Genomic DNA, 17,382 nt, shown 5'->3' with positions numbered 1-17,382 from the left:
TCAGGACGAAGGAGAGATTGCGGGACGCTGCGCGCCATCGGTACGCATCAGATGCAGCAATGCGACCACCTCGGCGCCGGCCCATTCGGGCTCGGGCTCCTTTCTGCGCAGCAAAAGGTCCAGGAGGTCGTTGTCCGACAGGTCCATCAATGTCTCCATCGCTCCCGCCTGACCGTTGGTCATGTGGGATTCGTGCCGCTCGAAGAAGCGGGCGATGAACAGGTCGTTCTCGAGCAGGCCGCGCCGGCAACGCCATTTCAGTTTGCTCAGCGCACGTTCGCTGAGCGGCTGCTGGAGTTCGTCGGCGGTTTGCATGGTGGTGTCTTGAAAAAAGGTCAGATGGCGCGACGCACCATCAGTTCCTTGATCTTGCCGATGGCCTTGGTCGGGTTCAGGCTCTTCGGGCACACGTCGACGCAGTTCATGATCGTGTGGCAGCGGAACAGGCGGTACGGGTCTTCCAGGTTGTCCAGGCGCTCGGCGGTGGCTTCGTCGCGGCTGTCGGCGATGAAGCGGTAGGCCTGCAGCAGGCCGGCCGGGCCGACGAACTTGTCGGGGTTCCACCAGAAGCTCGGGCAGCTCGTGGAGCAGCTCGCGCACAGGATGCACTCGTACAGGCCGTCGAGCTCTTCACGCTCTTCGGGCGACTGCAGGCGCTCCTTCTCGGGGGGCACGGTGTCGTTCTGCAGGTACGGCTTGATCGAGTTGTACTGCTTGAAGAACTGGGTCATGTCGACGATCAGGTCGCGGATGACGGGCAGGCCCGGCAGCGGCTTGAGCACGACGGTGCCCTTGAGCGTGTTCATGTTGGTCAGGCAGGCCAGACCGTTCTTGCCGTTGATGTTCATCGCGTCGGAGCCGCAGACGCCTTCGCGGCACGAGCGGCGGAACGACAGCGTCGGGTCTTGCGCCTTGAGCTTCATCAGGGCGTCCAGCAGCATGCGTTCGTGGCCGTCGAGTTCGACCTCGACCGTCTGCATGTAGGGCTTGGCGTCCTTGTCCGGGTCGTAGCGGTAGATCTGGAATGTGCGCTTCATCGTATGGACCTTGTAAATATTCTTAGAACGTGCGGACCTTGGGCGGCACGGATGCCACCGTCAGCGGCTGCAGCTTGACGGGCTTGTACGAGAGGCGGTTGTCCGCGCTGTACCAGAGCGTGTGCTTCATCCAGTTGGCGTCGTCGCGGCCCAGCGGTGCGACCGGGTCGTCCGCGGGACGCTCGTAGTCTTCCACCGTGTGGGCGCCGCGGCATTCCTTGCGGGCAGCGGCCGAGACCATCGTGGCTTGCGCCACTTCGATCAGGTTGTCGACTTCCAGCGCTTCGATGCGGGCGGTGTTGAACACCTTGGACTTGTCCTTCAGGCCGATCGACTTGACGCGCTCGCGCACGGCGGCGATTTTGACCACGCCTTCGTCCATCGAGGCCTGCTTGCGGAACACGGCGGCATGCTGCTGCATGACGGCGCGGATCTCGCCGGCCACGTCCTGGGCGTACTCGCCGCCGGTGGAGGCTTCGAGTTCGTTCAGGCGCTGCAGGGTGCGGTCGGCCGCATCCTTGGGCAGTTCCTTGTGTTCCTTGAGCTTGTCGTTGAACTCGACGATGTGGTTGCCGGCCGCGCGGCCGAACACCAAGAGGTCGAGCAGCGAGTTGGTGCCCAGGCGGTTGGCGCCGTGCACGCTCACGCAGGAGCATTCGCCCACGGCGTACAGGCCGTTCACCACGGCGCTGTTGTCTTCACCCTTCTGGATGACGACCTGGCCGTTGATGTTCGTCGGGATGCCGCCCATCTGGTAGTGGATGGTGGGCACCACGGGAATCGGTTCCTTGGTGACGTCGACGTTGGCGAAGTTGATGCCGATCTCGTAGACCGACGGCAGTCGCTTGTGGATGGTGTCGGCGCCCAGGTGGTCCAGCTTCATGTGGATGTAGTCCTTGTTGGGACCACAGCCACGGCCTTCCTTGATTTCCTGGTCCATCGAACGCGACACGAAGTCGCGCGGTGCCAGGTCCTTCAGGGTGGGCGCATAGCGCTCCATGAAGCGTTCGCCGTTGCTGTTCAGCAGGATGGCGCCTTCGCCGCGGCAGCCTTCGGTCAGCAGCACGCCCGCGCCGGCCACGCCGGTGGGGTGGAACTGCCAGAACTCCATGTCCTGCAGCGGGATGCCCGAACGTGCGGCCATGCCCAGGCCGTCGCCGGTGTTGATGAACGCGTTGGTGGACGCACCGAAGATGCGGCCTGCGCCGCCGGTGGCCAGCAGCACGGTCTTGGCCTGCAGGATGTGCAGGTCGCCGGTTTCCATTTCGAGGGCCGTGACGCCGACCACGTCGCCTTCGTCGTCACGGATGAGGTCGAGCGCCATCCATTCGACGAAGAACTGGGTGCGGGCTTCGACGTTCTTCTGGTAGAGCGTGTGCAGCATCGCGTGGCCGGTGCGGTCGGCCGCGGCGCAGGCGCGTTGCACGGCCTTCTCGCCGTAGTTGGCGGTGTGGCCGCCGAACGGACGCTGGTAGATGGTGCCGTCGGGGTTGCGGTCGAAGGGCATGCCGAAGTGCTCGAGCTCGTACACGACCTTCGGTGCTTCACGGCACATGAACTCGATCGCGTCCTGGTCGCCGAGCCAGTCGGAACCCTTGATCGTGTCGTAGAAGTGGTAGTGCCAGTTGTCCTCGCTCATGTTGCCGAGCGAGGCGCCCACGCCGCCCTGGGCAGCGACGGTGTGCGAACGGGTCGGGAACACCTTGGAGAGCACGGCCACGTTGAGGCCGGCACGGGCGAGTTGCAGCGAGGCGCGCATGCCGGAGCCGCCGGCACCGACGATGACGACGTCGAACTTGCGCTTGGTGATGTTTTCTTTTGTGTAGGTCATGGTGGGTCAGATCTTCCAAAGCACTTGAATGGCCCAACCCGCACAACCGACAAGCCAGACGATGGTGAAAACTTGCAGCACGAGGCGGATGGCGACAGGCTGGACGTAGTCCATCCACACGTCGCGCATGCCGACCCACACGTGATAGAGCAGGGCAACGATCACGGAGAAGGTCAGGACCTTCATCCACTGTGCGGCGAAGATGCCGGCCCACAGGTCGTAACCGATGGGGCCGCGCGAGAAGATCACCTGCGCGAGCAGGATGATCGTGAAGAGCGCCATCAGGGCGCCGGTGATGCGTTGGCTGAGCCAGTCGCGCAGACCGTAGTGCGCGCCGACGACGATGCGCTTGGAGCCGTAATTCACAGACATGGGGGCTCCTTTTCAGTACAGGCCGAACAGCTTGGCGCCAAGCACCAGCGTGAGGATGATGCTCGCGAGCAGCGTGAAGATGGCCGAGCTGTGGCCGAACTCCTTGGTCACGGCGGAGTGGCTCACGTCCATCCAGAGGTGGCGCAGGCCGGCGATGAAGTGGTGCAGGTAGGCCCAGATGAGCGCCAGTGCGACGAGCTTGAAGAACCATCCCGGGGCAAAGCCGATGCCGATGTTGAAAGCAGACTTGAATTTCGCGAACGAATAGTCAGATGACAGCGAGGTGTCGAACATCCAGATGATGAAGGGCATCAGCAGGAACATCAGCACACCGCTCACGCGGTGCAGGATCGACACGATGCCGGCCGGCGGCAGCCGGTAGGTCGTGAGATCGGTGAAGGCGTTGATGTTCCGGAATTCGCGACGCGGCGGCCGGGGGGGAGTTGCAAGCTCTGTCATAGGGAGATGGCTTTCGTGGCTTTGTGACTTGTTGGCTTGTTCTGAGAGCGAACGCTTTTGTTTCTTCTGCGGAATGCAAACAACGCAAAATTCTATTGCAATGCACCATCGCGCACCGGACGCACAGGAGTCAACGCACTGTGGCAGTCGGATGCTCGGGGATTGAGCTTGCGTTGCGCGGGCTGAGTGTGCGCGTTTGTGCCCGCGCGGGCGAGGTTCTTCGGCGCCATCGGATCAGCCCAGCTGGTTGCGGTAGTGGTGGGTGTCGGTGCGGTACAGGCCGCGGCGCAGTTCCATCGGCATGTCGTGGTACGTGTGTGCCACGCGCTCCACGCTCAGCAGCGGCATCTGCAGCGGCACGTCGAGCAGCTGCGCCTGTTCGGCATCGGGCAGCACGGCGCGGATCTTTTCTTCGGCGCGCACCATGCGCACGCCGAATTCGGTTTCGAACATCGCGTACATCGGGCCGGGCCAGGCGCGCAGCCGGTCGGCCGTGAGGCCCTTGAAGGGCGCGCCGGGCAGCCAGAGGTCTTCGAGAATGGTCGGCACGCCGGAGTAAGCGAGCACGCGGCGCACCTGCAGCACGGCGTCGCCGGTGCGCAGGCTCAGCGCACGCGCCACGTCGGCCGAGGCGCGCAGGCGCTTGCAGTCGACGATGGTGCGCTCGGCCGGACCTTCGGCGCTCGGGCTGCCGGCGTCGGGCACCAGCTTGAGAAAGCGGTACTGCACGTGCTGCTCGGCATGCGTGGCCACGAAGGTGCCCTTGCCCTGGCGGCGCACCACCAGGTTTTCGGCCGACAGCTCGTCGATCGCCTTGCGCACCGTGCCCTGGCTCACGCGGTAACGCACCGCCAGGTCCATCTCGCTGGGGATGGGCTCGCCCGGCTTCCACTCGCCGGCCTGCAGGCTCTGCAGGATCAGGGTCTTGATCTGCTGGTAGAGCGGACTGAAGGACGGCGTCGTGGGCTCGTCGAGGGTGGAGGGCGTGTTCATGGCAGCGGTGGGGTGCGCCGTGGCGGACCCCCAGAGGATATCTTATATAAGACATAAGACGGCCTTTGTCGAATCGGCTTAAAATGCGGCCCGGTCCCGCGCCGCGGGAAAGCTTCCCCCCGCTGGACCGCGGCGCCCCACGAGAGCGCTAACCCGTTTCACTACCTTCTGGAGTCTTCCCATGAGCAAAAAGCCTGTCCGCGTTGCCGTTACCGGTGCCGCCGGTCAAATCGGTTACGCCCTGTTGTTCCGTATCGCTTCCGGCGAAATGCTCGGCAAAGACCAGCCGGTCATCCTGCAACTGCTCGAAATCCCCGACGAGAAGGCCCAGAAGGCGCTCAAGGGCGTGATGATGGAACTCGACGACTGCGCCTTCCCGCTGCTGGCCGGCATGGAAGCCCACGGCGACCCGATGACCGCCTTCAAGGACGCCGACTACGCCCTGCTGGTCGGTTCGCGCCCCCGTGGCCCCGGCATGGAACGTGCCGAGCTGCTGGCCGTCAACGGCGCCATCTTCACGGCACAGGGCAAGGCGCTGAACGCCGTCGCCTCGCGCAACGTGAAGGTGCTGGTCGTCGGCAACCCCGCCAACACCAACGCCTACATCGCCATGAAGTCGGCGCCCGACCTGCCGCGCAAGAACTTCACCGCCATGCTGCGCCTGGACCACAACCGCGCTGCCAGCCAGATCGCCGCCAAGACCGGCAAGGCCGTGGCCGACATCGAAAAGCTCACCGTCTGGGGCAACCACTCGCCCACGATGTACGCCGACTACCGCTTTGCGACCATCAACGGCGAAAGCGTCGCCAAGATGATCAACGACCAGGAATGGAACGCCAACACCTTCCTGCCGACCGTCGGCAAGCGCGGCGCGGCCATCATCGAAGCACGCGGCCTGTCGTCGGCTGCCTCGGCCGCCAACGCCGCCATCGACCACATGCGCGACTGGGCCCTGGGCACCAACGGCAAGTGGGTCACGATGGGCATTCCGTCGGACGGCCAATACGGCATTCCGAAGGACGTGATGTTCGGCTTCCCGGTCACCTGCGAAAACGGTGAGTACAAGCTGGTCGAGGGCCTCGAGATCGACGCCTTCAGCCAGGAACGCATCAACAAGACGCTCGAAGAGCTCGAAGGCGAACGCGCCGGCGTCGCCCACCTGCTGTAAAGCAAACCCGCCCGCATGCTCGACTGGAACCCCGCGCTCTACCGTCGCTACGAGGACGAGCGTACCCGGCCCGCACAGGAACTCCTGGCGCGGGTCCCGCTTGCCGAGGCCGCCCATGTGGTCGACCTCGGATGCGGACCGGGCAATTCCACCGAGCTGCTGGCACGTCGGTTCCCGAAGGCGCAGGTCACGGGCACCGACAACTCCGAAGCCATGCTGGTCAGCGCGCGCGAGCGGCTGCCGGCGGCGCGCTTCGAGTTGAGCGACATCGCGACCTGGGCGCCGCGTGAAAAGGAAGCGCCCGATCTCATCTATGCCAACGCGTCCCTGCAATGGGTGCCGGATCACGAGACGCTGATCCCCCGCCTGTTCGACGCGCTGGCCCCGGGCGGCGTGCTCGCCGTCCAGATGCCCGACAACCGCCAGGAGCCCACGCACCGCCTGATGCGGGCGGTGGCGGCCGAAGCGCCCTGGGCCGAGCCCATCGGCGACGCCGACAAGCTGCGCACCCTGTTGCTGCCGCTCGGCGGTTACTACGACCTGCTGGCGCCGCAGGCGGCCAACGTCGATGTCTGGCACACCATTTATCAGCACCGCATGGCCGATGCCGCTTCCATCGTCGAATGGGTGCGCGGCACGGGCCTGAAGCCCTTCGTCGACCGGTTGCCGCCCGATCTGCAGGCGAGCTATCTCGCCGAATACGAACGCCGGGTGGACGAGGCCTATCCGGTGCGCACCGACGGCAAGCGCCTGCTCGCTTTCCCACGCATGTTCATCGTGGCGCACAAGAAAAAAGACGCATGACCACCAAGAACGTCGCCCATCCCGCGGACGTGCTGCTCGGCGCACAGGCCGGCGCCGTGACCCTGCCGGTGTGCGACCACTACAGCGGCGTCGAAGCCCGCATGAAGAAGAGCCTCGCGCTCCAGGCCGAGATGGCGCAGGAGTTCGGGGCCTGCGTGTTCGACGTCACCCTCGACTGCGAAGACGGTGCCCCGGTCGGCGGCGAGGCGGAGCATGCCGCGCTTGTCACCGAGCTCGCGCTGGCCGCCGAGCCCGGCATGCGCGTGGGCGTGCGCGTGCACCCGGTCGACCACCCGGCCTTCGCCGGCGACGTGGTCACCATCGCCGGACGCGCCGGTCATCGGCTGAGCCACCTCATGGTGCCCAAGGTCGAATCCGTGGCCGATGTGTGTCAGGCTGTTGCCGCGCTCGACGCCGCCGATGCCGGCGCGCTGCCGCTGCACGTGCTCATCGAATCGCCCCTGGCGGTGCACAACGCCTTCGAGATCGCCGCGCATCCGCGCGTGCAGTCGCTGAGCTTCGGCCTCATGGATTTCGTGTCGGCGCATGCCGGCGCCATTCCGGCCGACGGCATGGGCGCGGCGGGGCAGTTCAGCCATCCGCTGGTCGTGCGTGCCAAGCTGGCACTGGCCTCGGCCGCGCATGCCTACGGCAAGGTGCCTTCGCACTGCGTGGTCACCGAGTTCAACGACATGGATGCGATGCGCACCGCGGCCCGCCAGGCGGCCACCGAATTCGGCTACACGCGCATGTGGAGCATCCACCCGAACCAGATCCGGCCGATCCTCGAGGCCTTCGCGCCCGACGAGGCGCAGATTCAAATTGCCACAAAAATCATTACAAAAGCCGCAGACGCGGATTGGGCACCGACACAAATTGATGGCACATTGCACGACCGCGCGAGCTACCGCCACTTCTGGCAGGTCCTGACGCGCGCCCACGCAACAGGGCGCGCGTTGCCCTCCGAGGCGAAAGCCTGGTTTGCATCGCGGTCTCCTGAAACCCACTGAATCAGCCTGAAGGAACCCCGCACATGAAGAAAATTGCACTGATCGCCGCCGTTGCCCTGGCCCTGCCGTTGGCCGCCGTGGCGCAGAACGCCACCGCCACCAAGCCGGCTGCCGCCAAGGCCGAAGCCAAGAAGACCCCGCCGAAGCGCCAGGTGACCCGCAAGGCCGCCAAGGCCGTCGAGGAAGTGACGCCGATCAACACCGACACCGATGTGGTGCTCAACGACGCCGACCTGGCCGTGGCGCAGCGCGTGTCCACCGGCAAGGCCCAGTGCGAACTCGGCGCCGACGTGACCGTGACGGCCGACGAGAAGAAGCCCGGCTTCTTCAACGTGACCACCAAGGGCCTGAAGTACCGCATGCACCCGGTCGAAAGCCGCACCGGCGCCATCCGCCTCGAAGACCCGCGTGCCGGCGCCATGTGGCTCCAGCTCGGCAACAAGTCGATGCTGATGAACCAGAAGGCCGGCCTGCGCATCGCCGACGAATGCCAGACCGCCGCCCAGGTCGCCTTCGCCGACGAGATGAAGAAGAACCCCCCGAAGGCCCTTTTCGAAGGTGCCGACGCAGCCAAGAAGTAAGAAGAGCACCGAACCCGGGGTGCGGCGCGGCTCTTGCTTGGCCGCTCGAGACCGCTGCGCACACCCGATAGCCTAGTTTCCGGAGAAAAGAAGATGTTGCAAGCCTACGTTGATCATGTTGCCGAACGCGCCGCGCTCGGTATCCCGCCGCTGCCCCTGAGCGCGAAGCAGACCGCCGAAGCGATCGAGCTCCTGAAGAGCGCGAATGCCAAGGACGGCGCCTTCCTGCTGGACCTGCTCACCTACCGTGTGCCCGCCGGCGTCGACGACGCCGCCAAGGTCAAGGCGAGCTACCTCGCGGCCGTGGCCCACGGCACCGAGCAGAATGCGTTCATCACGCGCGCCCGCGCCACTGAACTGCTCGGCACCATGCTCGGCGGCTACAACATCAGCCCCATGATCGACCTGCTGGACGACGCCGAAGTAGGCAGCACGGCAGCCGAAGGCCTGAAGAAAACCCTGCTGATGTTCGACCAGTTCCACGACGTCAAGGAAAAGGCCGACAAGGGCAACGCCCACGCCAAGGGCGTGCTGCAAAGCTGGGCCGATGCCGAGTGGTTCACCAGCCGCCCGGAAGTGCCGCAAAGCATCACCGTCAGCATCTTCAAGGTGGCTGGCGAAATCAACACCGACGACCTGTCGCCCGCACCCGATGCGACGACGCGTCCCGACATTCCGATGCACGCCCTGGCGATGCACAAGAACGCCCGCCCCGGCATCGTCCCTGAAGAAGACGGCAAGCGCGGCCCGGTGAAGTTCATCGAAGACCTGCGCGCGCGCGGCCACCTCGTGGCCTACGCCGGTGACGTGGTCGGCACGGGTTCGTCGCGCAAGAGCGCCACCAACTCGGTGCTGTGGTTCACCGGCGAAGACATTCCCTTCGTGCCGAACAAGCGTTTCGGCGGCGTCTGCCTCGGCGGCAAGATCGCTCCCATCTTCTACAACACGATGGAAGACTCGGGCGCACTGCCCATCGAGCTCGACGTGACGCAGATGAACATGGGCGACGTGGTCGAGCTGCGTCCCTACGAAGGCAAGGCCCTGAAGGACGGCCAGGTCATCGCCGAATTCCAGGTCAAGAGCGACGTGCTGTTCGACGAAGTGCGCGCCGGCGGCCGCATTCCGCTGATCATCGGCCGTGGCCTCACGGCCAAGGCGCGCGAGGCCCTCGGCCTGCCCGTTTCCACGCTGTTCCGCCTGCCGCAAAGCCCGGTCGACACCAAGAAGGGCTTCTCGCTCGCACAGAAGATGGTCGGCCGCGCCTGCGGCCTGCCCGAAGGCCAGGGCGTGCGCCCGGGCACCTACTGCGAACCCAAGATGACCTCGGTCGGCTCGCAGGACACCACCGGCCCGATGACCCGCGACGAGCTGAAGGACCTGGCCTGCCTGGGCTTCTCGGCCGACCTCGTCATGCAATCGTTCTGCCACACGGCGGCGTACCCCAAGAAGGTCGACGTCAAGATGCACCACGAACTCCCCGAGTTCATGGCCAACCGCGGCGGCGTGTCGCTGCGCCCGGGCGACGGCGTGATCCACAGCTGGCTCAACCGCCTGCTGACGCCCGACACCGTGGGCACGGGCGGCGACAGCCACACCCGCTTCCCCATCGGCATCAGCTTCCCCGCGGGCTCCGGCCTCGTGGCCTTCGCGGCCGCCACCGGCGTGATGCCGCTGGACATGCCCGAGTCGGTGCTCGTGCGCTTCAAGGGCAAGATGCAGCCCGGCGTGACGCTGCGTGACCTGGTCAACGCCATTCCGCTGTACGCCATCAAGTCGGGCCTGCTGACCGTGGCCAAGCAAGGCAAGAAGAACATTTTCTCGGGCCGCATCCTCGAAATCGAAGGCCTGCCCGACCTGAAGGTCGAGCAAGCCTTCGAGCTGAGCGACGCCTCGGCCGAACGCTCGGCCGCCGGTTGCACGGTGCACCTGAACAAGGAACCGATCCAAGAGTACATCAACAGCAACATCACGCTGATGAAGTGGATGATTGCCGAAGGCTACGCCGACGCCCGCACACTGGCACGCCGCATCGCCGCGCAGGAAGCCTGGCTCAAGGACCCGCAGCTGCTCAAGGGCGATGCCGACGCCGAATACGCCGCCGTCATCGAGATCGACCTGGCCGAGATCCACGAACCCATCGTGGCTTGCCCGAACGACCCCGACGATGTGAAGACGCTGAGCGACGTGGCCGGTGCCACCATCGACGAAGTGTTCATCGGCTCGTGCATGACCAACATCGGCCACTTCCGCGCCGCGTCGAAGCTGCTCGAAGGCAAGCGCGACATCCCGGTCAAACTGTGGATCGCACCGCCGACCAAGATGGACGCGCAGCAACTCACCGAAGAAGGCCACTACGGCGTGTTCGGCAATGCTGGCGCCCGCACCGAAATGCCGGGCTGCTCGCTGTGCATGGGCAACCAGGCGCAGGTGCGCGAAGGCGCGACGGTGATGTCGACCAGCACCCGCAACTTCCCGAACCGCCTGGGCAAGAACACCAACGTGTACCTGGGCTCGGCCGAACTGGCCGCCATCTGCTCGCGCCTGGGCCGCATCCCGACCCGCGAGGAGTACATGGCCGCCACGGGCGTGATCGACGCGTCCAGCGCGCAGATCTACCAGTACCTGAACTTCGACAAGATCGAGGACTACAAGGGCGTGGCGGACACGGTCACGGCCTGAGGGTCTTTGCAGCCGGCGAGCGATTTGCCGGCCTCGTGAAAAAGCCCCGCTTTGGCGGGGCTTTTTCATGGGCGTTCGTTCGGTCTCAGCCGTGCGACGGATTGGACTTCAAGTGCTCCTGGCCCTTCAACAGCATCGCCATCCCGGTCGTACCGCCGACTGCATTGGGCAGCGATGCCTGCAGCGAGTGGGCGAAGTCTCCCCGGTACAGCTTGGCGCCCTGGTGGGTCAGGTTCGAATTGGCGTCGATGTAGACAGACTCGCCCAGCCCCGACCACAGCCGGCAGAAGCCGTAGTCTTCCGACAGGTAGCGCCGCGTGACGGGGTCGACCATCACGTCGAAGAAACGGTAGTGCAGCCCGCGGTCGGTCTCGCCGATGCTGTCAGGCGTGTACTGCAGGTTGGGGTAGGCCGCCATGAGGCGTTCGAACACCTGGCGCCGGATCGCCATGAAGCCTGTCGGGGCCTCGGTCATCTTCATGAAGCCGTCGGGCTGCACCTCGAGCTCGATCTGCGTTGCGCCTTCCTCGGGCTGGGCATTGACCGTGTAGCGCGTGAAGGCGGCCTCGAACTGCTGCTGCGTGGTGCCTGCCGCCACACCGTCCTGCGGCCAGTTCTCGCGCTTCAACGGGTACACGCCGGCGGCGATGTCGTAGCCCGACAGCAGCAGGCGGAACGCCGCCTCGGCCGAGAAGCCGATGTCCGCGTCGATCCAGAACAGGTGGGTCCACTCGGGGTTGGCCAGGAACTGGGCCACGCAGTTGTTGCGCGCGCGCGTGACCAGGCTCTCGCCCTGGTGCATCAGCACCTGCATCTTCATGCCGGCGCGCTCGGCATTGATGGTGAAGTTCAGCAGCGACGCCACGTAGTTCTGGAAGAACTTGCCATCGTGGCTCGGCGTCACGATCACGGGGTAGAAGTGCCGGAGTTCGGACGGATCGAGCATGCGAGGGGGCTCCGTGGGTCTAGCGGGCGGGGCGCTGCATCAGGCCCTGCAGCAGGGTGTCGTAGGTCTGCGTGGCCGTCGCGTCGCCGGGCAGGTAGCGCCCGATGAGTGCGCGCTGTCGGTCGCGGTAGGCCTGGGCCTGGGCGTCGTGCCCGTCGATGGCCTCGAGCACGCGGGCACTGCCCGCGGCCACGTCGTTCTCTGCGTAGTAGTAGCCCAGGTCCGCGCACAGGTGGGCGTTGTGCACCAGCGGATAGCCCTGCCAGCAGGTCTCGAGGTAGAAGTAGTTGAGCGGGTTCTCCCACTGGTGGGAGACCACGATGTCGGTGTTCTGCGCCAGGAACACCGGGGTTTCGTGCCGGCCCAGGAAGACCGCCTTGTGCTGGCGCACCAGGTCGAGCTGGTTCATCAGCGTGATGAACTCCATGCTGTCCTTGGCCATGCGCTCCACGTTCGTGACCTGCAGCAGCCCGATCGCGTCGGGCCGGGCGCGATACGCCAGCTCGGCGATCAGGATGGGGTAGACGCAGAACTTCACCACGTTGATGTTCGGCTCCATCACGCTGAGCCGCCGCGGGCCGCTGCGCGGCTGGTACGCGCCGCCGTCGGGCAGGGCGCGGGCGCGCTCTTCCAGGAACACCGGGCTCCAGACGAAGGGCACCGCGCGCGCCTCGGCGCGGCGCAGCACCTCGAAGTACGGCTGGCTGATGTGGGCCACCTGCGGAACCATCCAGATGTCGTCGTAGCGCTGGTTGATGAACAGGTTGCGGCCCCACAGCGGTTTGCCGAACAGCATCGACTCCATCGCGTGCACGTACTCGAAGCCGCAGCAGTACGACACCAGCCGCGCGCCGCGGCGCTTGAGGTGGTCGGTCTGGTCGGCGTCGATCTGGCCGCCCAGCTCGATCAGCACGTCCACGCTGTCCTTGGCCGCCTCGAAAGTCACGGTCGGCCAGCGGGCCTGGTCCCAGGGCAGAGCGGGGGTGATGGGGGTGGCGGTGGTGTTGACCAGCACCACCGAAGCGACGCTGGGGCAGTGCTTCAGCGCCTCTGCCAGGAACACGGCGTTCTGCTTGATGCCGTTGTTCCAGAGGGTCTCGGCCTCGTGATGGAGGCCGATCGTGATGCCGATGCGCAGGCCGGCACCCGAGGCGGTGGTCATTGGTTTTCGCGGGGGATGTAGCCGGTCAGGCGCCAGCCTTGGGGTTCGAGGCGGAAGCTGAGCTTTTCGAAGACCGTCTTGTTGTTGGTCAGATGGGTAGCGAAATCGACATTGGCGTATTGGCCCGCGGGAACGCCGGTGCTGTCGTCGAGGTAGCGGATTCGCACGACGCTGGCCCAGTCGCGGCGGGCGACGGTGCCAACGCCCTGGCGCGAGCGTCGTGTATTGGCAACAAACTCATCCTTTGAGAAGCGGGTCTTCACGAACGCCGACGCGGTGTCCCAGATATCTCCCGACCGGTCCTCATCAATCTGCTTGAGGTTGGCGAGGCCCGACTGGACGAGTTCGTCGGCGGAGTTGCCGTCCTGCGCCAGGGCGCAGGAACCGGCCAGGGCCAGCGTGCATGCGGCCAGGAAACGGGGGAGAAACGGCTTCATTGGGCACCTTTTGTGAGGAAAACCGCTGTGACAGACAGCGGCGGCGATTCTAGGCGTGGCGTTCGGATCGACGTTCCACGGCGACATCGGCGGGCTCGGATTTGTCGCCAATCGTGAAAGTTTGTGAACTAAATCATCATTTGACGGTTTCCGGTAGCCCGAAATGGCTGCAAATGTAAACGGCTGCGTACATTACCGCGTCCATTGTGAACGTCAGGGTAACTACGACCCTGGCTGGGGCAACGAACTGCGGGCAGTCGTTGCCCTTTCTTCTCCGCCGTTGATCCCGCGCCCGCCCTCTGAACTGAGCTGAAGAATATGAACAAGTCTTACCGAAGTATCTGGAATGAAGCCCTGGGGGCCTGGGTTGCGGCGTCTGAAATCACTTCGGCGAGAGGCAAGCGCAGCAAGTCGAAGGTGGCTGCGGCCGTCCTGGCCGTGGCTGCCGCAGGGGGCTTGGGGGGCATGGCGCAGGCTTCATATGTCGGCAGCAGTTCCGTCGTCGGTACGGCCAATGCGTCAGGTATTGCTATTGGTTCCGGGACCGGCGCAACCGCTCGGGCCAACGCGAATGGTGCCAACTCGGTTGCGATCGGCACAAATGCCTTTGCCAACAGCGTGGCGGACGTCGCGATCGGCATCGGCGCCACGACTACCGGCGGATTTGGCTACAACATCGCGATTGGCAACAATGCGAGCGCAACGGCAGGGTTTGCGACTGGGTCCAGCAGCCAAGGGGGCAGTGCAACAGCCATCGGCTCCGGTGCCATCGCCAGTGCCGCAGGGGCCTTTGCGCTGGGCAATGACACCACGGCAACTGGACAGTCTTCAGTCGCTATTGGCGGCGGCAGCGGCCAGAACACCGGAGGTGCAATTGCTTCGGGCCCGCAGGCCGTAGCGATCGGTCGATCCAGCAACGCGAGCGGTTTGAACAGCGTGGCAATCGGGGGCGCGTCTGTTGCAGGTACGGGGGCAAGCGCTGTCGGGGCGAATTCGGTCGCGTTGGGCGTTCTGGCTATCAGCAATGGCACGGCGACTGTCGCCATCGGCAATGGTTCGAACGCTGCCTACGATGGCAGCGTCGCGTTGGGTCAGGGCAGCGTGACAGGTGCTGCGGCGCCTACAGGCACAGGCTTTCTCACTGGTACGGCGGCGCCCGCATCCGAGGTCGCCGTTGGCTCCACCACGGCTCGCCGCCGTATCACGAACGTGGCGGATGGCTCTGCGCTCCAGGACGCCGTGACGGTCGCGCAGCTGAGCACAGGCCTGAGCACGACGGCCAGCAGCATTGGCAGTCTTTCGACCTCGACTTCGTCGGGCTTGAGCACCGCGACCAGCAGCATCACGAGTTTGTCGACCGGCCTGAGCACCACGAACAGCAACGTGAGCAGCCTGTCGACGTCCACGTCGTCGGGTCTGAGCACGGCGAACAGCCGCGTCAACAGCCTCTCGACGTCCACATCGAGCGGGTTGAGCACGGCGACCAGCGGCATCTCGAGCCTGTCCACGGGCTTGAGTACGGTGAACAGCGAAGTGGACAGTTTGTCGACTTCCACGTCGAGCGGTTTGAGCACGGCGACCAGCGGTATTTCCAGCCTGTCGACTGGCCTGAGCACGACGAACAGCAACGTCGGCAGCCTGTCGACGTCCACGTCGTCGGGCCTGAGCACGGCGAGCAGCCGCATCAACAGCCTGTCGACCTCGACCTCGTCGGGGCTGAGCACGGCCACGAGCAGCATTTCGAGCCTGTCCACCGGCCTGAGCACCACGAACAGCAACGTCAGCAGTCTTTCGACGTCCACGTCGAGCGGCTTGAGCACGGCGAGCAGCGGCATCTCGAGCCTGTCCACGGGCTTGAGTACGGTGAACAGCGAAGTGGACAGTCTGTCGACGTCGACTTCGAGCGGTCTGAGCACAGCCACCAGTGGAATCTCCAGCCTGTCGACCGGGCTGAGCACCACGAACAGCAATGTCGGCAGCCTGTCGACTTCGACTTCGAGCGGCCTGAGCACGGCGACCAGCGGCATCTCCAGCCTGTCGACCGGCCTGAGCACCACCAACAGCAACGTCGGCAGCCTGTCGACCTCTACATCGTCGGGCCTGAGCACGGCGAGCAGCCGCATCAACAGCCTGTCGACCTCGACCTCGTCGGGGCTGAGCACGGCCACGAGCAGCATTTCGAGCCTGTCGACGGGTCTGAGCACCACGAACAGCAACGTCAGCAGTCTTTCGACGTCCACGTCGAGCGGCTTGAGCACGACGAACAGCAATGTGAGCAGCCTGTCGACTTCGACGTCGTCGGGTTTGAGCACAGCAAATAGCAATGTCAGTAGTCTTTCGACGTCCACTTCGAGTGGCCTGAGCACTGCGACCAGTGGCATCTCGAGCCTGTCTACCGGACTGAGCACCACGAACAGCAACGTGAGTAGCCTGTCGACCTCGACGTCGTCCGGTCTGAGCACAGCGAACAGCAGCGTCAGTAGTCTCTCGACCTCGACGTCGTCGGGTCTGAGTACGGCGAATAGCAACGTCAGTAGTCTGTCGACGTCCACTTCGAGCGGTTTGAGTACGGCGACCAGCGGTATCTCCAGCCTTTCCACGGGCCTGAGCACGACCAACAGCAACGTCAGCAGCCTGTCGACCTCGACGTCGTCGGGCCTGAGTACGGCGAATAGCAACGTCAGTAGTCTGTCGACGTCCATTTCGAGTGGTCTTAGCACGGCGAACAGCAACGTGAACAGCCTGTCGACTTCGACGTCGTCTGGCCTGAGCACCGCGACCAGTGGCATCTCCAGCCTGTCTACCGGCTTGAGCACGACGAACAGCAATGTGAGCAGCCTGTCGACCTCGACGTCGTCCGGTTTGAGCACAGCGAACAGCAGCGTCAGTAGTCTCTCGACCTCGACGTCGTCGGGTCTGAGCACAGCGACCAGCGGCATCTCCAGCCTGTCCACGGGCCTGAGCACCACGAACAGCAACGTCAGCAGCCTGTCGACCTCGACGTCGTCGGGTCTGAGTACAGCGAACAGCAGCGTCAGCAGCCTCTCGACTTCCACATCGTCTGGTCTGAGCACGGCCACGAGCGGCATCTCGAGCCTGTCCACTGGCCTCAGCACCACAAACAGCAATGTCGGAAGTCTTTCGACTTCCACGTCGAGCGGGCTGAGCACAGCAAACAGCAACGTCGGCAGCCTGTCGACTTCGACCTCGTCGGGCCTGAGCACCACCAACAGCCGCATTGACAGTCTCTCCACGTCGACTTCGAGCGGTCTGAGTACGGCCACGAGTGGCATCTCCAGTCTGTCGACGGGTCTGAGCACCACGAACAGCAACGTCAGCAGCTTGTCGACCTCAACGTCGTCTGGCCTGAGCACGGCGACCAGTGGCATCTCCAGTCTGTCTACCGGCTTGAGCACGACGAACAGCAATGTGAGCAGCTTGTCGACTTCGACGTCGTCCGGTCTGAGCACAGCGAATAGCAATGTCAGTAGTCTGTCGACGTCCACTTCGAGCGGTCTGAGTACAGCGAACAGCAACGTCAGCAGCTTGTCGACCTCCACGTCGTCTGGCCTGAGCACCGCGACCAGTGGCATCTCCAGCCTGTCTACCGGCTTGAGCACGACGAACAGCAATGTGAGCAGCCTGTCGACCTCGACGTCGTCCGGTCTGAGCACCGCGAGCAGCAACGTCAGCAGTTTGTCGACGTCGACGTCGTCAGGTCTGAGCACCGCGACCAGCGGAATCTCCAGTCTGTCCACAGGCCTGAGCACGACGAACAGCAACGTCAGCAGCCTGTCGACCTCGACGTCGTCCGGCCTGAGCACAGCGAACAGCAACGTCAGCAGCCTGTCGACCTCGACGTCGTCCGGCCTGAGCACAGCGAACAGCAATGTCAGCAGCCTG

Annotated in this window: 15 protein-coding genes; 6 read left to right on the top strand and 9 right to left on the bottom strand. The window is 64.8% G+C overall.

The annotated features are described in order from the left end of the window. From AC07OH_RS19485 to AC07OH_RS19460, 6 genes are all read right to left on the bottom strand, one after another. A complete protein-coding gene (locus AC07OH_RS19485) occupies positions 1-315 on the bottom strand; it encodes an FAD assembly factor SdhE (RefSeq protein ID WP_099795593.1) in 315 nt (104 codons plus the stop codon). Between the two features lie 20 nt (positions 316-335). Next, complete coding sequence (locus AC07OH_RS19480; RefSeq protein WP_062479706.1) at positions 336-1,037, bottom strand: succinate dehydrogenase iron-sulfur subunit; 702 nt, start codon at positions 1,035-1,037, stop codon at positions 336-338. Positions 1,038-1,059: 22 nt separating this feature from the next. After that, positions 1,060-2,868: a succinate dehydrogenase flavoprotein subunit gene (gene sdhA, locus AC07OH_RS19475; protein ID WP_056572028.1), complete on the bottom strand. Its 1,809-nt coding sequence runs from the start codon at positions 2,866-2,868 to the stop codon at positions 1,060-1,062. A 6-nt stretch (positions 2,869-2,874) separates the two neighbouring features. Further along, positions 2,875-3,240, bottom strand: a complete 366-nt coding sequence (sdhD, locus tag AC07OH_RS19470; RefSeq protein WP_056572026.1) for a succinate dehydrogenase, hydrophobic membrane anchor protein — start codon at positions 3,238-3,240, stop codon at positions 2,875-2,877. Positions 3,241-3,252: 12 nt separating this feature from the next. Next, positions 3,253-3,699, bottom strand: coding sequence for a succinate dehydrogenase, cytochrome b556 subunit (gene sdhC / locus AC07OH_RS19465; RefSeq protein WP_495301803.1), 447 nt, complete (start codon positions 3,697-3,699; stop codon positions 3,253-3,255). A gap of 234 nt (positions 3,700-3,933) precedes the next feature. Continuing rightward, positions 3,934-4,692, bottom strand: a complete 759-nt coding sequence (locus tag AC07OH_RS19460) for a GntR family transcriptional regulator (RefSeq protein WP_495301802.1) — start codon at positions 4,690-4,692, stop codon at positions 3,934-3,936. Positions 4,693-4,873: 181 nt separating this feature from the next. Here AC07OH_RS19460 and AC07OH_RS19455 point away from each other — a divergent pair, with 181 nt between their 5' ends. The 5 genes from AC07OH_RS19455 to AC07OH_RS19435 all read left to right on the top strand — a co-directional run bounded on the left by AC07OH_RS19455 (position 4,874) and on the right by AC07OH_RS19435 (position 10,934). After that, entirely contained in the window at positions 4,874-5,860 is a 987-nt protein-coding gene (locus AC07OH_RS19455) for a malate dehydrogenase (RefSeq protein WP_042578072.1), read from the top strand. A gap of 15 nt (positions 5,861-5,875) precedes the next feature. Then, positions 5,876-6,664: a trans-aconitate 2-methyltransferase gene (tam, locus tag AC07OH_RS19450; protein ID WP_495301801.1), complete on the top strand. Its 789-nt coding sequence runs from the start codon at positions 5,876-5,878 to the stop codon at positions 6,662-6,664. Continuing rightward, positions 6,661-7,674: an HpcH/HpaI aldolase/citrate lyase family protein gene (locus AC07OH_RS19445; protein WP_495301800.1), complete on the top strand. Its 1,014-nt coding sequence runs from the start codon at positions 6,661-6,663 to the stop codon at positions 7,672-7,674. Before tam ends, AC07OH_RS19445 begins: the two co-directional genes overlap by 4 nt. Positions 7,675-7,697: 23 nt before the next feature. Beyond that, the gene (locus tag AC07OH_RS19440; RefSeq protein WP_489057983.1) at positions 7,698-8,255 is read left to right on the top strand and encodes a hypothetical protein; all 558 of its coding nucleotides are present in this window, start codon (positions 7,698-7,700) and stop codon (positions 8,253-8,255) included. A 93-nt stretch (positions 8,256-8,348) separates the two neighbouring features. Continuing rightward, positions 8,349-10,934, top strand: coding sequence for a bifunctional aconitate hydratase 2/2-methylisocitrate dehydratase (locus tag AC07OH_RS19435; protein WP_495301799.1), 2,586 nt, complete (start codon positions 8,349-8,351; stop codon positions 10,932-10,934). Between the two features lie 85 nt (positions 10,935-11,019). Here the strand turns inward: AC07OH_RS19435 and AC07OH_RS19430 are convergent, their stop codons facing one another. From AC07OH_RS19430 to AC07OH_RS19420, 3 genes are read right to left on the bottom strand one after another with little or no spacing between them, the layout of a single operon-like run. Further along, positions 11,020-11,880, bottom strand: a complete 861-nt coding sequence (locus AC07OH_RS19430) for a hypothetical protein (protein ID WP_495301798.1) — start codon at positions 11,878-11,880, stop codon at positions 11,020-11,022. 19 nt (positions 11,881-11,899) lie between these two features. Next, positions 11,900-13,042: a DUF2827 domain-containing protein gene (locus AC07OH_RS19425; RefSeq protein WP_495301797.1), complete on the bottom strand. Its 1,143-nt coding sequence runs from the start codon at positions 13,040-13,042 to the stop codon at positions 11,900-11,902. Next, the gene (locus tag AC07OH_RS19420; RefSeq protein ID WP_495301796.1) at positions 13,039-13,479 is read right to left on the bottom strand and encodes a DUF4019 domain-containing protein; all 441 of its coding nucleotides are present in this window, start codon (positions 13,477-13,479) and stop codon (positions 13,039-13,041) included. Before AC07OH_RS19420 ends, AC07OH_RS19425 begins: the two co-directional genes overlap by 4 nt. 318 nt (positions 13,480-13,797) lie before the next feature. Between AC07OH_RS19420 and AC07OH_RS19415 the strand changes: the two genes are divergently transcribed. Beyond that, positions 13,798-17,382 (top strand): ESPR-type extended signal peptide-containing protein (locus AC07OH_RS19415; protein ID WP_495302032.1); only part of this gene is annotated, 3,585 nt, incomplete at its 3' end.

It is taken from the genome of Variovorax sp. GW821-FHT10C12, assembly GCF_059415405.1.
This window is presented reverse-complemented; position numbering and strand designations above follow the sequence as displayed.

Excerpts from the sequence above, each read along its gene's own strand:
- sdhA (WP_056572028.1), bottom strand. The coding sequence starts at position 2,868 with ATGACCTACACAAAAGAAAACATCACCAAGCGCAAGTTCGACGTCGTC.
- AC07OH_RS19460 (WP_495301802.1), bottom strand. The coding sequence starts at position 4,692 with ATGAACACGCCCTCCACCCTCGACGAGCCCACGACGCCGTCCTTCAGT.
- AC07OH_RS19425 (WP_495301797.1), bottom strand. The coding sequence starts at position 13,042 with ATGACCACCGCCTCGGGTGCCGGCCTGCGCATCGGCATCACGATCGGC.
- sdhC (WP_495301803.1), bottom strand. The coding sequence starts at position 3,699 with ATGACAGAGCTTGCAACTCCCCCCCGGCCGCCGCGTCGCGAATTCCGG.
- AC07OH_RS19480 (WP_062479706.1), bottom strand. The coding sequence starts at position 1,037 with ATGAAGCGCACATTCCAGATCTACCGCTACGACCCGGACAAGGACGCC.
- AC07OH_RS19420 (WP_495301796.1), bottom strand. The coding sequence starts at position 13,479 with ATGAAGCCGTTTCTCCCCCGTTTCCTGGCCGCATGCACGCTGGCCCTG.
- AC07OH_RS19485 (WP_099795593.1), bottom strand. The coding sequence starts at position 315 with ATGCAAACCGCCGACGAACTCCAGCAGCCGCTCAGCGAACGTGCGCTG.
- AC07OH_RS19445 (WP_495301800.1), top strand. The coding sequence starts at position 6,661 with ATGACCACCAAGAACGTCGCCCATCCCGCGGACGTGCTGCTCGGCGCA.
- sdhD (WP_056572026.1), bottom strand. The coding sequence starts at position 3,240 with ATGTCTGTGAATTACGGCTCCAAGCGCATCGTCGTCGGCGCGCACTAC.
- AC07OH_RS19435 (WP_495301799.1), top strand. The coding sequence starts at position 8,349 with ATGTTGCAAGCCTACGTTGATCATGTTGCCGAACGCGCCGCGCTCGGT.
- AC07OH_RS19455 (WP_042578072.1), top strand. The coding sequence starts at position 4,874 with ATGAGCAAAAAGCCTGTCCGCGTTGCCGTTACCGGTGCCGCCGGTCAA.
- AC07OH_RS19430 (WP_495301798.1), bottom strand. The coding sequence starts at position 11,880 with ATGCTCGATCCGTCCGAACTCCGGCACTTCTACCCCGTGATCGTGACG.
- AC07OH_RS19440 (WP_489057983.1), top strand. The coding sequence starts at position 7,698 with ATGAAGAAAATTGCACTGATCGCCGCCGTTGCCCTGGCCCTGCCGTTG.
- tam (WP_495301801.1), top strand. The coding sequence starts at position 5,876 with ATGCTCGACTGGAACCCCGCGCTCTACCGTCGCTACGAGGACGAGCGT.